Source organism: Serratia sp. (in: enterobacteria) (assembly GCF_051654945.1).
In the GTDB taxonomy this organism is placed as follows: domain Bacteria; phylum Pseudomonadota; class Gammaproteobacteria; order Enterobacterales; family Enterobacteriaceae; genus Chania.
On the sequence record NZ_JBOFZA010000118.1, the window covers coordinates 236469 to 250762 of the forward strand.

At 53.7% G+C, this 14294-nt stretch carries 15 protein-coding genes; 7 read left to right on the plus strand and 8 right to left on the minus strand.

Going from position 1 to position 14294, the window contains the following annotated elements; all coding sequences use genetic code 11:
- Window positions 1–97 precede the first annotated feature (97 nt).
- Window positions 98–946: a helix-turn-helix transcriptional regulator gene (locus ACRDCA_RS26440; RefSeq protein ID WP_438692165.1), complete on the minus strand. Its 849-nt coding sequence runs from the start codon at window positions 944–946 to the stop codon at window positions 98–100.
- A gap of 276 nt (window positions 947–1222) precedes the next feature.
- Between ACRDCA_RS26440 and ACRDCA_RS26445 the strand changes: the two genes are divergently transcribed.
- On the plus strand, window positions 1223–2107 hold the full coding sequence (locus ACRDCA_RS26445; protein ID WP_438692166.1) for an esterase/lipase family protein: 885 nt from the start codon (window positions 1223–1225) through the stop codon (window positions 2105–2107).
- Window positions 2108–2213: 106 nt separating this feature from the next.
- On the opposite strand, the gene ACRDCA_RS26450 is transcribed toward ACRDCA_RS26445, so the two are convergent.
- Window positions 2214–2423: a glycogen synthesis protein gene (locus tag ACRDCA_RS26450; RefSeq protein WP_438692167.1), complete on the minus strand. Its 210-nt coding sequence runs from the start codon at window positions 2421–2423 to the stop codon at window positions 2214–2216.
- Between the two features lie 168 nt (window positions 2424–2591).
- Entirely contained in the window at window positions 2592–3500 is a 909-nt protein-coding gene (locus ACRDCA_RS26455) for a winged helix-turn-helix domain-containing protein (RefSeq protein WP_438692168.1), read from the minus strand.
- Window positions 3501–3687: 187 nt separating this feature from the next.
- On the opposite strand from ACRDCA_RS26455, the gene ACRDCA_RS26460 reads away from it, so the two are divergent.
- On the plus strand, window positions 3688–4134 hold the full coding sequence (locus ACRDCA_RS26460) for a hypothetical protein (RefSeq protein ID WP_438692506.1): 447 nt from the start codon (window positions 3688–3690) through the stop codon (window positions 4132–4134).
- A gap of 511 nt (window positions 4135–4645) precedes the next feature.
- A complete protein-coding gene (gene ypdK, locus ACRDCA_RS26465) occupies window positions 4646–4720 on the plus strand; it encodes a membrane protein YpdK (protein WP_115650769.1) in 75 nt (24 codons plus the stop codon).
- Window positions 4721–4788: 68 nt separating this feature from the next.
- Here the strand turns inward: ypdK and ACRDCA_RS26470 are convergent, their stop codons facing one another.
- From ACRDCA_RS26470 to ACRDCA_RS26480, 3 genes are all read right to left on the minus strand, one after another.
- Window positions 4789–5313, minus strand: coding sequence for a cytochrome b (locus tag ACRDCA_RS26470; RefSeq protein ID WP_438692169.1), 525 nt, complete (start codon window positions 5311–5313; stop codon window positions 4789–4791).
- A gap of 48 nt (window positions 5314–5361) precedes the next feature.
- Window positions 5362–6594 (minus strand): alanine transaminase, encoded by a 1233-nt coding sequence (gene alaC, locus ACRDCA_RS26475; RefSeq protein ID WP_438692170.1) that lies wholly within the window; start codon window positions 6592–6594, stop codon window positions 5362–5364.
- Between the two features lie 119 nt (window positions 6595–6713).
- The gene (locus ACRDCA_RS26480) at window positions 6714–7256 is read right to left on the minus strand and encodes a GNAT family N-acetyltransferase (protein WP_438692171.1); all 543 of its coding nucleotides are present in this window, start codon (window positions 7254–7256) and stop codon (window positions 6714–6716) included.
- Between the two features lie 170 nt (window positions 7257–7426).
- Here ACRDCA_RS26480 and ACRDCA_RS26485 point away from each other — a divergent pair, with 170 nt between their 5' ends.
- The 3 genes from ACRDCA_RS26485 to ACRDCA_RS26495 all read left to right on the plus strand — a co-directional run bounded on the left by ACRDCA_RS26485 (window position 7427) and on the right by ACRDCA_RS26495 (window position 11202).
- A complete protein-coding gene (locus ACRDCA_RS26485) occupies window positions 7427–8671 on the plus strand; it encodes a DUF1479 domain-containing protein (protein ID WP_438692172.1) in 1245 nt (414 codons plus the stop codon).
- Between the two features lie 108 nt (window positions 8672–8779).
- Complete coding sequence (locus tag ACRDCA_RS26490; protein ID WP_438692507.1) at window positions 8780–10471, plus strand: LytS/YhcK type 5TM receptor domain-containing protein; 1692 nt, start codon at window positions 8780–8782, stop codon at window positions 10469–10471.
- The gene (locus ACRDCA_RS26495; RefSeq protein ID WP_438692173.1) at window positions 10468–11202 is read left to right on the plus strand and encodes a LytR/AlgR family response regulator transcription factor; all 735 of its coding nucleotides are present in this window, start codon (window positions 10468–10470) and stop codon (window positions 11200–11202) included. The genes ACRDCA_RS26490 and ACRDCA_RS26495 overlap by 4 nt, the downstream gene beginning before the upstream one ends.
- Here the strand turns inward: ACRDCA_RS26495 and ACRDCA_RS26500 are convergent, their stop codons facing one another.
- Window positions 11203–11544, minus strand: coding sequence for a DUF2502 domain-containing protein (locus ACRDCA_RS26500; protein WP_438692174.1), 342 nt, complete (start codon window positions 11542–11544; stop codon window positions 11203–11205). It lies immediately after the preceding gene.
- 383 nt (window positions 11545–11927) lie between these two features.
- Between ACRDCA_RS26500 and ACRDCA_RS26505 the strand changes: the two genes are divergently transcribed.
- The gene (locus ACRDCA_RS26505) at window positions 11928–13154 is read left to right on the plus strand and encodes an L-lactate MFS transporter (RefSeq protein ID WP_438692175.1); all 1227 of its coding nucleotides are present in this window, start codon (window positions 11928–11930) and stop codon (window positions 13152–13154) included.
- A gap of 111 nt (window positions 13155–13265) precedes the next feature.
- Here the strand turns inward: ACRDCA_RS26505 and glk are convergent, their stop codons facing one another.
- Complete coding sequence (gene glk / locus ACRDCA_RS26510; protein WP_438692176.1) at window positions 13266–14228, minus strand: glucokinase; 963 nt, start codon at window positions 14226–14228, stop codon at window positions 13266–13268.
- Between the last annotated feature and the right edge of the window lie 66 nt (window positions 14229–14294).

The window sequence follows — 14294 nt, forward strand, 5'->3', positions numbered from 1 at the left end:
CGGCTAACCTGCAATGACTCTCCCCTGTCTCAGACTTTAGATGTAGCGGTATTAAACGCATTATTCTGGCCGCTCAATGAATACCGCGATGTCAGGTTTATAAAAACCGGTCGCGGTATTCGCTGGGTGTCATGCCAAACTGCTGTTTGAACTGGCGGCAAAAGTAGTCGCTATCGCGGAAACCGCAGCGCTGCGCAATCTCATTGATATGCAGATGATATTTTTGCAGGATCATCTTCGCCTTCCCCAGCCGCACCCAGCGTAAATAACTGACGAAATTCATCGTTCCCTCTTCACGAAATATCCGCGACAAATGATTGGGGGATATTTTAAACAGCGCGGTGATACGGTCGCGAGTGATATCGTTAGCGTAGTTCTCCTGAATATACATGCAGATACTTTTGTATAAAAACTGGCTACGCGTGACCTTATCCGCCAACGGCGTGGCGATTTGCGCACGGCAAACGAACAGCAGGCTTAAAATCAGATGGCGGCCAATCTGCGGCTCATGGGCCCTGGCAGACAGATAGTGGAGCGCCTGGATAATGTGCTCCAGTTCACCGGCATTCTGTTGTGGCACCTCAACCTGACGCAAGCGCTGGGGGCCCGCCTTGGCCACTCGATGATCAATCAGTTGAAAGCCTAGCCAAGCAGGAGCAAACAGAATACTTAACAGCAGAACATCTTTACCCCAGCAAGGCTGATGCCAGCTGTAAGCCGGTAGCCAAAGGGTATCGCCGTGTTCCAGCGTAACGGGCCGCTCGCCCTCCCCCCAGATTGGATACTCCCCCCTGAGCACCACCAGCAGGCGAGGGAAAGCTATCGTGGCCTCTCCCTGCGGAGCCGGAGCGGTCTGGCAACCAAAATGACTAGATTTGATTTCTTGCGCATTGAGCACCAGCCCACTCAATAACTCTAAAAAAAAGCGCTGTTCTTCTGAGGGCATAATGTTCCTTCGCGCTGGATCCAAGATTAGCCTGCGTAAACTTGCAATTGGGTCAGTTTATCACCCGCCGCAACCCAATACCAAAACGATCAAACTTATTCCAGTCATCAGAGGATGGCAATATGACAGCATAAACGAGTTAAAATGATTAGGCCTTTATTTATTGCTTAGTCGTTGTATGAAAAACCACACAACAGCAATGACGTGTCGATATTATAACAATAATTTAACCTCCATATTGACCACCTGGTCATATCATCTTCGGAGGTATTTATTATGTCTACTACCAACAAACTGAAATATCCCATTATTCTCGTTCATGGTTTCAGTGGCTTTGACAAGATTGCCGGGATCTATCCTTATTTTTATGGTATCGAGCACGCGCTGGAAAAAGCCGGTGCGACGGTATTCACCGCATCAATTTCTGCTGAAAATGCTAATGAAGTGCGTGGTGAACAATTACTGCAATTTGTGCAACGAGTGATCCTGCTAACCGGAGCAGAAAAAGTTAACCTGATTGGCCACAGCCAAGGTTCGCTGGCCTGTCGCTATGCCGCGGCAAAGCATCCAGAGTGGGTAGCCTCTGTTACCTCGGTGTGTGGGGTAAACTTCGGCTCTGAAATTGCCGACCTGGTTCGTTTAGCCGTGAAACCTGGCTCTCTGCCTGAAGCGTTGGCTGGCACAGTGATGGATGCGGTTGGTTCATTTCTCTCCCTTATTACCGGCCACCCCTGTTTACCGCAAGACAGTGTCGCGGCACTGGATGCACTTACCAGCGAAGGCGTAGCCAAATTCAATGCCAAATACCCGCAGGGTTTACCTGACACATGGGGTGGCGAAGGTAAAGAATTTGACAACGGCGTCTATTATTACTCCTGGGGCGGGATCATTAAATACAACCCGCTTGATCAGGGTCTCAATAACCTTGACCCATTGCATGCAGCGCTAGTGGCTCTGTCACTTCTGTTCGCCAAGGAACACTGGCAGAATGATGGATTGGTCGGGCGCTATTGTATGCACCTGGGTAAAGTTATCCGTTCCGATTATTCCATGGACCATATGGATGCCATTAATCAAACCGCGGGTATTGTCACGCCCGATGCAGACCCGATTAAACTGTTTGTTGACCACGTTGCACGTTTGAAATCGAAAGGGTTATAAAGGAGACCTGCGTTTTGCCGTTCAAAAATCAGCGTTCGGTGGGTTTGGGTCACGATAAAGTACGAGTTGGTTGGAAAGGCCCCGAATCCGGGGCCTTAGGGGAGCGTTAAGCTGACTGGGTCTGTTTCTTATAGATCGAACGATAGTGATTCAGCCGTTCAAAGAAGTTTTCACTCTGCTCCCGCGACATATTACCCGCCACGTCATTGGCATTCACTTCACGCCCCTGAAACTCCAGGAATGCCACCGTAGATGCGAGAAAATCCATATTGCTGGTGTTCTTGGCATAGACATAGCACTTTTCTAAAGTTTCCATGATCTCCTCCTCAACATTTACAGTGAAGTTGATGTGCCACAAGCAAGATGACGATCGCTCATTAAATGCGCTTCATATCTAAGAATACTCTCAACGAGTAAAAAAAATACCCCATACGTGCGCTATGAACAAAAAACGAACATAGATCACAGAAATATCTCGTTACGTTTATTGCAACAACGGCAAACTGTCGCTCTCCAAACCTGAGCAGAACTCTATTTTGTGTTCGCGCACTATGGTGCAGCGCACAAAAAACAAGCGGGAAACGCCAGAAATTAAAGAGCGTACCTGGTTGCTGCGGATCACCAGCAGATACTCATCTGCCCGACATTCGGCTTTACGCTGCTCGACATAAGACAACATGTCCTGATTCAGGCTGGGACTGGGAACGCCTGATTGTGTGGAGGTCGACATAAACACCTTGCAAGTCCCCGCTTTGCCGAGGAAGACCTCCTGCCTGGCCAGCGAATTGGTGGTATACATGGTGGTGCCAATTCCCAGGACAAAGACGAACCCGGCAATTGCCCCGATCAGTCCCCAACCTAGACGTTTCTTGTTGGATGGCGCTGGAACATCCGTGCTTACTGGCAGATAGGGTTCATCGTCGGTCTCCGTATCTATAGCCCTATCCCCATCACTCCCGGCCACCGCTTCCACATCCAGATCGCCCTGAGCTTGCACATACGCTTCCTCGCCCATCTCCAGCGAAGGGACAAGCGGAGTATAATGTCCATCCTCTTCCTGGCGGGATTCGACCAGGATCTCCCGGCGCAGCATAAACCCCAGCCTTGGCACGGTGACAATCACCTCATCATCGATCCCCATCACCTTAAACACCCGACGTAGTTTGCTTACGCACTGATTAAGGTTGTTATTGCTGGAAATCATGCCGTAATCGTCCCATACCTTTTTAAAAATCACTTCACGCTCAACAGGCCTGCCGTAGTGAGCGATCAGTAATAGCAACAGACGTTTGGCAGGATTGGCAATAGGTGTGGGTTCGTCGGAAAAGTCGCTTGGCCCCAGTGTTCCGCTGTCATCATCAAACAGCACACGGTCGTTAAATCTAAATTTCATGGTAATCCCGACTATTGTTAGGCTTATGGGGTAATTCTGGCAGGAATTCCTAATAAATCATTAGCCAGAGAGCAAAAAACCCTAGTTCGATGACCGTCCGTTCGACACCTTTCCGCGCCCCAAACTCTGGCATTGTTGCCGCCAACCGGTCACAATGCGCCTCACTCCCCTCCAAGCAGGAAATATGATGCCTTGCCACTATCCCGCCCATTACGCCTTCGATAGCGAAAGCGATGCCTGGCAAATTAACTTTCGCGATTTCCCCGAACAGCAGGCCGCCTGCTATAAACGTGAGGACGTCGAACTGGAGGCCCAGGAAAGTTTGCTGACGGCGATCGCCATGCACATGGAGGAAGGCCTTCCAGTACCTGCGGCCTCCCCGTTGCAGGCTGGTGACATCGCCCTGCATTTGCCAGTGCTGGTGAAATTAAAGCTGGAACTGCATAACCGGATGTTGAGCAGCAATACCTCCAAGGCGCTACTGGCTCGCCAAATGGGACTCAATGGCGCACAGATCGATCGGTTGCTGGATGTCGCTTATGCCTCGAAAGTTGAGGCCCTTGAGCAAGCCCTGTTTCTGCTGGGCTACGAAGTGCATACCACGGTAGCGACGATCCGCCAAGCGTCAGAATAAATAGTTTGCCCGGAGAGTAAATTTTTACCGTTTTGCGCCGATAGGGTTATTACCTTACTACCGATTGCAAAAGTGAAGGCTAAAAATGGAACTCAATCGTCGTCATATCTGGGCCGCTATCCTGCTTTCTTGCCTGGTGTTCTGGGCTATCCTGATTGCCAGCGTCAGCGCCGTGGCCTGATCCATCGCTTAAAAAATAACAACAACAAAAAGCCCGAGTCATCGGGCTGATAAAGCCGTCCTTATCTATTCGGCAGGGTAAAAAACCGCTAAAAAGTGTGATCAAAAACACAGTATTGATATGGACAGGATTTTGGGAGTACATTAGCGCCGATCCTGTTGTGATTCCTGGTTAACCTCAAGGAACTTGAATCACAACGACCGGTAAATCGTCGCTCAGGACGTGGCTCTTTCTGCTTGAAGAACCCGCCACCAGCCGTTGATTTACCACAAAATACTCAGACAACAATCGGGATCGTTGGCTTGCGAGGACTCCACAAGGAGTTGTTCCGTGAAATATTTGCTGATGGGCGTTTCATTCATGCTGGTTGCATGGGTAGGCACCTTCATGCTGATGGTTGCTTAACCGCAATCTCGCCAGGTACAGAGATAAAGGGGCGCAGAAGCGCCCCTTTGTTGTTTCTACATTACGGGCTATTTGCCGGGCATCATCCGGCGCAAGGTGTCATCACCACGGACATAGTGATGGTAAATCGCGGCCAGGGCATGGACACCAACAATAAAATACCCCGTCGTTGCCAAGGTTTCGTGCACCATTTTCAGCGTGCGGCGTATCCCCGCATCGGGCGTAACCCACTGCGGCACCTGCCAACCCAGCAGCATCCACTGTTTGCCACCGTAGGACAGCGTCAGGAAGCCTAATATCGGCAGCGATAGAAACAGCAGATACAGCAGCCAATGAAAAATCTTCGCCCCTAACGCCTGCCATTCCTGTAAGGCCGGCGTGATTGGCGGCGTAACATGGCGCTGGCGCAGCCCAAGACGGATAAACATCAGCACAAACACCGACAGGCCAAAGTTAAAGTGCAGATCCTTCACCAACGCCACGCTGTCATCCGGCACCGAGTCCTTCAGCAGCATGGCACTGTAGGTCAGGATCACCATCACCAACGTCAGCCAGTGCAGGATGATCTGTGATTTCGCAAAGCGAGCGGCCATAGAGACTCCCAATAAATAAGACGGTAATCGCTGTCCCCCCCCGCGAAATTACTTGGTTGCAGATGGCGTAGTTTTAGCGGGCTTGATCAGCCCATCGGCACGGAACATCGCCTTGATACCCCGCACCGCCTGGCGGATACGATCCTGATTTTCAATCAAGGCAAAACGCACATGGGTATCGCCGTAATCACCAAAACCGATCCCCGGGGATACGCATACTTTTGCTTCCGCCAACAAACGCTTGGCGAACTCCAACGAGCCCAGATGCGCGTAGGGCTCAGGAATTTTCGCCCACACGTACATCGAGGCTTTCGGGTTCTCTACCATCCAGCCCGCCTCATGCAGCCCTTTCACCAGCACGTTACGGCGCTGGCGATACTGCTCGGCAATGTCCAGCACGCACTGCTGGTCACCTTCCAATGCGGCGATCGCGGCTACCTGGAGAGGCGTAAAGGTACCGTAATCGTGGTAGCTCTTGATCCGAGCCAATGCGTTAACCAATTCAGGGTTACCCACCATAAAGCCAATACGCCAACCGGCCATATTGTAGCTTTTCGACAGGGTGAAAAATTCGACCGCAATGTCTTTGGCGCCCGGTACCTGCATAATCGAAGGCGCTTTCCAGCCGTCGTACACGATATCGGCATAGGCCAGATCGTGGATCACCAGCACGTCGTACTGTTTCGCCAACGCCACTACCCGCTCAAAGAAATCCAGCTCTACGCACTGCGCGGTCGGGTTGGACGGGAAGCCCAGGATCATCATTTTTGGCCGTGGAATGGTTTCACGAATGGCGCGCTCCAGCTCACCAAAGAAATCCACGCCGTCCACCAGCGGCACGGAACGCACCTGCGCACCGGCGATCACCGCACCATAAATGTGGATCGGGTAACTTGGGTTCGGCACCAGCACCGTATCCCCATGATCGAGAGTTGCCAACATCAGGTGCGCCAAGCCCTCTTTCGAGCCGATGGTGACAATGGCTTCGCTTTCCGGATCGATATCGACCTGATAGCGTTCCTGATACCAGTGCGAAATAGCCCGGCGTAAACGCGGAATACCGCGTGAGGTCGAGTAGCCATGCGTATCGTCACGCTGGGCTACGGTACAGAGTTTCTCTACGATATGCGGCGGCGTCGGGCCGTCCGGGTTACCCATGCTGAAATCGATAATATCTTCACCGCGACGGCGTGCGGCCATCTTCAGTTCGGAGGTGATATTAAAAACATAAGGGGGCAGGCGTTCGATGCGCGTAAAACGGCGCGGGTTGTTATCAGACATAGCTACCTCGAAGAGACGTTAGCGCCCGGACCATCCGAGCGACGCTGGCCACAGAATGGCCGAACATCGAACATAACTCAGCCTTATCGGGCTGTCGAGTCCCCCCGATAACATTTTTTTTACCGATTGGCCGCCGCGAACTCCGCAGCCAGCAGCCCCAGTTGCCAATCATTACACCACCGGCCCCCCATGCGGAAATTATCACGCAACGTCCCTTCCAACTGGAAACCACTGCTCTCCAGCAGGCCCCGTGAAGCCAGATTCCCTTCCGTCACCATGGCATACATTTTGTGAAACCCGCAGGCATTGAAGGCAAAATCCAACACCACCCGCAGCGACTCTTTGCCATACCCTTTCCTTTGCCCTTCCGGCAGACTGCCAAAGCCCACTTCGGCCTGCTGGCAAGGCGACCATTCGGGACGAAACCCGGTCATGCCCACCGCTTGGCCAGTGCTTTTTTCCCTCATCACCAGGCACAACCAGCGGTCACAATGCTTATCCCATGGGAGCAAACGCGCTTCGAAACGCTCGCGGATCTCATGTTCCGGCAACGGGTCGGCAATGTAGCGGATCACCTGCGGATCCTGGAACAGGCGCAGGAATAACGGCCAGTCATCCGCCGTTAGCGACGTCAGCAGCAAGCGAGGTGTTTCCAATTTCATCAGCTAAATCTCCGAAAAACGAAAAAGAGGAAGTTACGAATGAAAGATATCCCTTTATTTTCCCCTATTAAATCCAGATAATCATTAACGAGATTACAACAAAACAGCAACTCTATAACGCTACCCTACTCACCACCATCCTCGCCCAACGGCGGGCACAGGAGAACACCATGGCTTCATTACGCATCGATGATATTCCTGCCGCAATAAAACGCGTCAAGCAGCAGTTACGCCAAGCCCTGCCCAACTATCGCGAAGTCTTCCTGGCGCTGGAAGACAATATTCGCCAACAGGTAGAGCAAATCCGTCAGGAGCTGGCCAACGGCCAGGATCCGGTGCCGCAGGTGGATGCCGAAGATATTCTGCAACAACGCGTCAGCGAGCAACAAAAATCGCTGATTAAACAGCGCGGCGTATGTGCGATCCGAGGCGTATTCCCACGCAGCAAGGCCGAGGCCTGGAACCAGGAGATCGGCAATTATCTCGAACGTAACAACTTCGTCGAACGCCTGAAAAATGCCGCCGAAGATAATTACTTTGGCAAACTGGCTGCCAGCAAGCCGCAGATTTACGGCATTTACTGGTCGAAACCTCAGGTCGAGGCGCGTCAGGATCAGCGTATGCACGCTGTGCAGGTGTTCCTCAACAGCCTGTGGGCAACCGAGAGCAACGGCAAGCAGCACTTTGATCCGACGCGCGTCGCTACCTATGCCGACCGGACCCGCCGCCGCCCGCCAAACTCCTCTTCGTTGGGCCTTTCCCCCCATGTTGACAGCGGCACCATCGAACGCTGGCTGGACGAGAATTTCCGCTATGTCTATCGCCACGTCTTCTCCGGCAACTGGCAGCAATACGATCCCTTTGCCGCCGATGGCCGCACCGACGTGCGCGAGATCGCCTCACCGGCGGTGTGCTCCATGTTCCGCACCTTCCAGGGCTGGACAGCGCTGACGCCGCAACGTACCCACGCCGGCACGCTGAATGTGGTGCCGATCGCCAACGCCATGGCCTACATCCTGCTGCGCGCCCTGCAAGACGATGTGGCGGATGACGATCTGTGCGGGGCCGCCCCTGGCCGGGCGCTGTCGATCTCGGAACAATGGCATCCCCTTTTATTAAGTGGGTTATCCCCTATTCCCGATCTGGAGCCAGGTGATACGGTATTCTGGCACTGTGACGTGATCCATTCGGTAGAGAACGAGCATAACGGCGAGTTCGACAGCAACGTGATGTACATCGCCGCCGCACCGGGTTGCGACAAGAACGATGCCTATCTGCAACGACAGTTGCCAAGCTTCCTGTCGGGTAAAAGCCCGGTGGATTTTGCTGCGGATGATTTCGAAGTGGATTTCATTGGCCGCGCCACCGTTGAGCTGCTGACGCCGCTCGGCAAGGAGCAACTGGGTATCAAATAGTACTGATAACCGCGGTGTGCTCCGGCCACCGCGGTCATTGCCGGGCTGTGATATACTCTGTGCTCCCGTTGATCGCAGTGAGCCGCCGTTGTGCACCCTGTTTTTGAAATGTTGTTAGCGGTCTTCGATCGCGCCGCCCTGATGTTGATCTGCCTGTTTTTCCTCACCCGCACCCGGCTGTTTCGCCAGCTGTTGCAAAAGGAAGATCATACTCCGCTGGAACTGGCAGCAGTCACGGCCATCTTCTCGCTGTTCGCCCTGTTCAGCACCTATTCTGGCATCAACGTCGAAGGCTCCCTGGTTAACGTACGGGTGATCGCCATCATGGCCGGTGGCATTCTGTTTGGCCCCTGGGTCGGCATCATCACCGGCATTATCGCCGGATTGCACCGCTATCTGATCGATATCGACGGTATTACCTCGGTTCCCTGCCTGATCACCAGCATCATTGCCGGGATTAGCGCCGGTTATATCAACCTGAAAGTGAAGAAAAGCCAGCGTTGGCGCGCCGGGATCCTCGGGGGTATGCTGTGCGAGTCGCTCACCATGCTGCTGATCGTTGCCTGGGCCAAACCCACCGAACTCGGGCTGGATATCGTGTCTAAAATTGCCCTGCCGATGATCCTCGGCACGGTGTGTATCGGCCTGATCGTGCTGCTGGTGCAAAGCGTCGAAGATGAAAAAGAGGTGATTGCGGCACGCCAAGCCAAGTTGGCGCTGGATATCGCCCGCAAAACGCTGCCCTATTTCCGTAATATCAACGGTGAATCGCTCACCACCATCTGCGAAATCATCCGCCATGATATCAATGCCGACGCGGTCGCCATTACCGATACTCATCATGTTTTGGCTTACGTTGGAGTTGGAGCCGAGCACTATCCACTCGGGCGGGCGGGGCTGAGCCGCGTTACGCTGGAAAGCATCCAACACGGCAAAATCATCATCAAAAACAACCTCGAGAACCAGACCGCACCGCAGATCCATTCCCAACTGGTGATCCCGCTGTGGGAAAAGGGCGAGGTGACCGGGGCGCTGAAGATTTACTACTGCCATGCCCATCAGATCACCAATACGCTGAAGGTGATGGCCGTTGGCCTGTCGCAGATTATCTCCACCCAGATGGAAGTTTCGCGCATCGAGCATCTGCGCCAAATGGCGGATAAGGCCGAAATGCGCGCGCTACAAAGCAAAATCAACCCACACTTCCTGTTTAATGCGCTCAACGCCATTTCGTCGTCCATCCGACTAAATCAGGATACCGCCCGCCAGTTGATCATCAACCTGTCGCGTTATTTGCGCTATAACCTGGAACTGAACGACGAGCTGATCGATATCCGTAAAGAACTGCATCAGATCCAGGACTATATCGCCATCGAACAGGCCCGTTTCGGCAGCAAACTGACGGTGATTTATGACATCGACGACGATATCGCCGTGCGTATTCCCAGCCTGCTGATCCAGCCGCTGGTGGAAAATGCTATCGTGCACGGCATTCAACCCTGCAAAGGCAAGGGCGTGGTGGTGATCGCGGTGAAAGATCGGGGCGATCGGGTCAAGATTTCGGTGAAAGATACCGGCCACGGCATCGATCCGCTGGTGATCGAACGCGTGGCACGCAATGAAATGCCAGGCCACAACATCGGCCTGCTCAACGTGCATCATCGGGTTTCACTGCTGTACGGCGAGGGGCTGCGCATCCGTCGGCTGGAGCCGGGCACGGAAATCGCCTTCTATGTCACCAAAAATGGCAATAAACTGCATGCGGAAAACAGCCCATTACCTGTCGGGGAAAAGTCATGAAAGCCATTATTGTGGAAGATGAGTTTCTCGCCCAGCAAGAGCTGACTTATCTGATCAACAAACACAGCAATATCACCATCGAAGCCACCTTTGAAGATGGCCTGGACGTGCTGAAATACCTGCAGAACCATCAGGTCGACGCCATTTTCCTCGATATCAATATTCCGTCGTTAGACGGCGTATTGCTGGCGCAGAACATCAGCAAGTTTGCCCACCGCCCGTCGATCGTGTTTATCACCGCCTATAAAGAACATGCGGTGGAGGCCTTTGAGATCGAGGCGTTCGACTACATCCTCAAGCCGTATCATGAAGCCCGCATCATCACCATGCTGCAAAAGCTGGAGGCATTGCATAACCGGCCAGCGCAGTCGCAGGAGCCTAGCGCACCGGCGAATCGTACCAGCCACAGCATTAACCTGATCAAAGACGAACGCATCATCGTCACGGATATCAACGACATCTATTATGCCGCCGCCGATGAGAAGGTCACGCGGGTGTATACCCGGCGCGAAGAGTTTGTGATGCCGATGAATATCACCGAGTTTTACCAGCGGCTGCCGGAGGAGTTTTTCTTCCGCTGCCACCGTTCGTATTGCGTCAACCTGTCCAAGATCCGGGAAATCGTGCCGTGGTTCAACAACACCTATATTCTGCGGCTGAGCGATCTGGACTTTGAAGTCCCAGTCAGCCGCAGCAAGGTAAAAGCGTTTCGCCAGCTGATGCGGTTATAGTTACCAACGTGGGCCTCTAGGGCCGTGATCCCGTTGATAATAGCGTGGCGGCGGTGGTGGCGGCATGCGGTGATAACGTGGGCCATCACGCCATTCACGACGTGGGGGGCCGTAGTACACCGCCCTTGGTGGCGGGCCGTAATATCCGCGCGGGCCATAATGCTCGTGCCACCAGCGCGGTTCACGCCAACGGCCACCATCCCAGTAATGACCCCGGTCATCACGATCGCCGATATGCAGCGACATTCCAGGCACGTTGATGCCGATAGACACCTCCGCATGGCTCACCGCCGGCAGCGACAGCGGCAACAACGCAACCAATAACAACAGCACTTTTTTCATCAGGTCTCTCCCAGAGAATGGAACGGATCCATTTAACCGTCACAGTAGTTCCGCACCGGTACGTTCTCTATAGGACGAAAGCCCAATTACGCCTTTCAGGCATATCCTTCACAATTACCACACAGTTGCCACGCCGAGCTGGCCCTATTTCTGACATAACCTTGATGTAGATCACGCCCGTCAGGCCGCATTCGAGCAGCTTTTTAGCCCTTATTCGGCAACTCATGCGGCGATAATGGCATTTCATTCCTCGCCAGCGGCAGTTCATTCCCGATCCGCCATTGGCTACTCCTGCCCCCTTTATACTAGGCCCATACCGCAGGGCTCTGGTTGCCTTGCTAATTTTGCCAACGGGCAATGCCAATACAGGAAGGAGACCGGCCATGAACAGCAAACCGGCAAATCGCAGCTTAATCGTTCTCGGCACCATCATCTGTCAGATGGGCCTCGGTACTATCTATACCTGGAGCCTGTTCAACCAGCCGCTGGTGGACAAGTTCCACTGGGGACTTGGCGATGTCGCTACCACCTTCTCGATCACCAGCTTCTTCCTGGCCTTCGCCACGCTGTTCGCCGGTAAGCTGCAAGAGCGTTTCGGTATTCGCAATCTGACGCTGTTCTCCGGCGTGCTGGTCGGCCTGGGTTTAATTGCCAGCGCCCACGTACAATCGCTGGACATGATTTATCTGCTGGCGGGCGTGGTGGTCGGTTTTGCGGTAGGTATCGCTTATATCTCGACCCTGTCCAACCTGATCAAATGGTTCCCTGACAACAAGGGGCTGATTTCCGGCATCTCCGTCGGGGCATTTGGTAGCGGTAGCCTGTTGTTCAAATACGTTAACGCTGCGCTGATTAGCGGTGCCGGTGTCTCTGCCGCCTTCTTCTACTGGGGCGTGATCGTGATGGCGCTGATTGTGCTGGGTTCCCTGCTGCTGAAAGAGCCTGCACAGGTTAACCAAACTGCCAACCACCACGTGCTGAGCAACGATTACACCGTGCGCCAGATGCTGGCCAGCAAAGAGGCCTACCTGCTGTTCGTGATTTTCTTCGCGGCCTGTATGAGCGGTCTGTATCTGATCGGCATTGTGAAAGACATGGGCGTACAACTGGCCGGGATGGATTTGGCCACCGCCGCCAACACCGTTTCCGCCGTGGCGATCTTCAATACCGCAGGCCGCATCATTCTGGGTACCCTGTCGGATAAAGTGGGCCGTATGCGTGTTATCAGCTTCACCATGCTGGTCACCATTCTGGCGATTGCCGCACTGAGCTTCCTGACGCTGAGCCATACGCTGTTCTTTATCTGCGTCGGCGCGGTTGCCTTCTGCTTCGGTGGTAACATTACCGTGTTCCCGGCGATTGTCGGTGACTTCTTCGGTCTGAAAAACCACAGCAAAAACTACGGCATCATTTATCAGGGCTTTGGTCTGGGCGCGTTGGCCGGGTCGTTTGTTGCCAACCATTTCGGCGGCTTCCACGCGACCTTTATGGTGATGGGGACGCTGTCGGTGATTTCACTGTTGATTACATTGTTTATCAAGGCACCGAAAGCGGTTGAACAGGAAGAAGAGTCTCACGCAGAACCGGTATTTGCCAAAGCAAACGGCTAATATCCCCCTCACCCTAACCCTCTCCCACTGGGAGAGGGGGCCGTTCGAGAGGGTCTGAAACAGTAGTGATTTTCCGAGATTGCCTCTTTACCTTCACCTGAGCAGGGGCAATTACAGATGCATCCCCAGCGTCTGACGCAGATGGGCACCCGCCCCCAACAACCCCGGTTGGGCATGAGTGATCATAAACACCGGAATTTCACGCACGTAGTCTTTAAAACGGCCTTTATCTTCAAAGGCGGCACGGAACCCGGAAGCCTTGAAGAACTCCATAAAGCGCGGCACGATGCCCCCGGCAATGTACACGCCGCCAAACGTCCCCAGATTCAACGCCAGGTTGCCGCCAAAGCGGCCCATAATCACGCAGAACAAGGACAAGGCTCGGCGGCAATCGGTACAGCTATCCGCCAGCGCACGCTCGGTAATGTCTTTGGGCGCATACTTCTCTGGCAGGCGCTTGTCCGCCTTGACGATGGCACGGTACAGATTCACCAGCCCAGGGCCAGACAACACTCGCTCCGCAGAGACGTGGCCTACCTCGCCGCGCAGCACTTCCAGGATGATGTCCTCTTCTTCACTGTTCGGCGCAAAGTCTACATGGCCACCCTCGCCCGGCAAGCTTACCCAGCGGCGGTTGACGTGCACCAAGTGCGCCACCCCAAGGCCGGTTCCCGCACCGTAAACGGCTATCGGTTTATCTTTTTGCGCTTTACCACCGCCAAACTGCAAAACGTCGTCTTCAGACAACATCGGGATCGCCATCGACACCGCGGTAAAATCGTTAATCACTTCCAGATGTTTTAAGCCCAGGCTCTGTTTCATCGCTTTGATGGAGAAGGCCCAGGTGTGGTTGGTCATGGCGACCCAATCCTCCGTGACCGGGCAGGCGATGGCGATGCAGGCATCCTCGACTTCGATCTGTAGCTCGGCCAGGTATTGGCGGATCACCGCTTCCAGGCTAGTGAACTCCAGACCAGAATAGGTTTTCGCCTGGGCGATCTCGCCCGTCTCGACAGTGCACAGCGCCAGGCGGGCATTGGTACCGCCAACATCACCTACGAGGGCATAGGTCATCGGTGTTTCTCCATAAAATGAATAATGCGAAATTGCCTACACTGTAAAATCACGCCGCCCAAACAA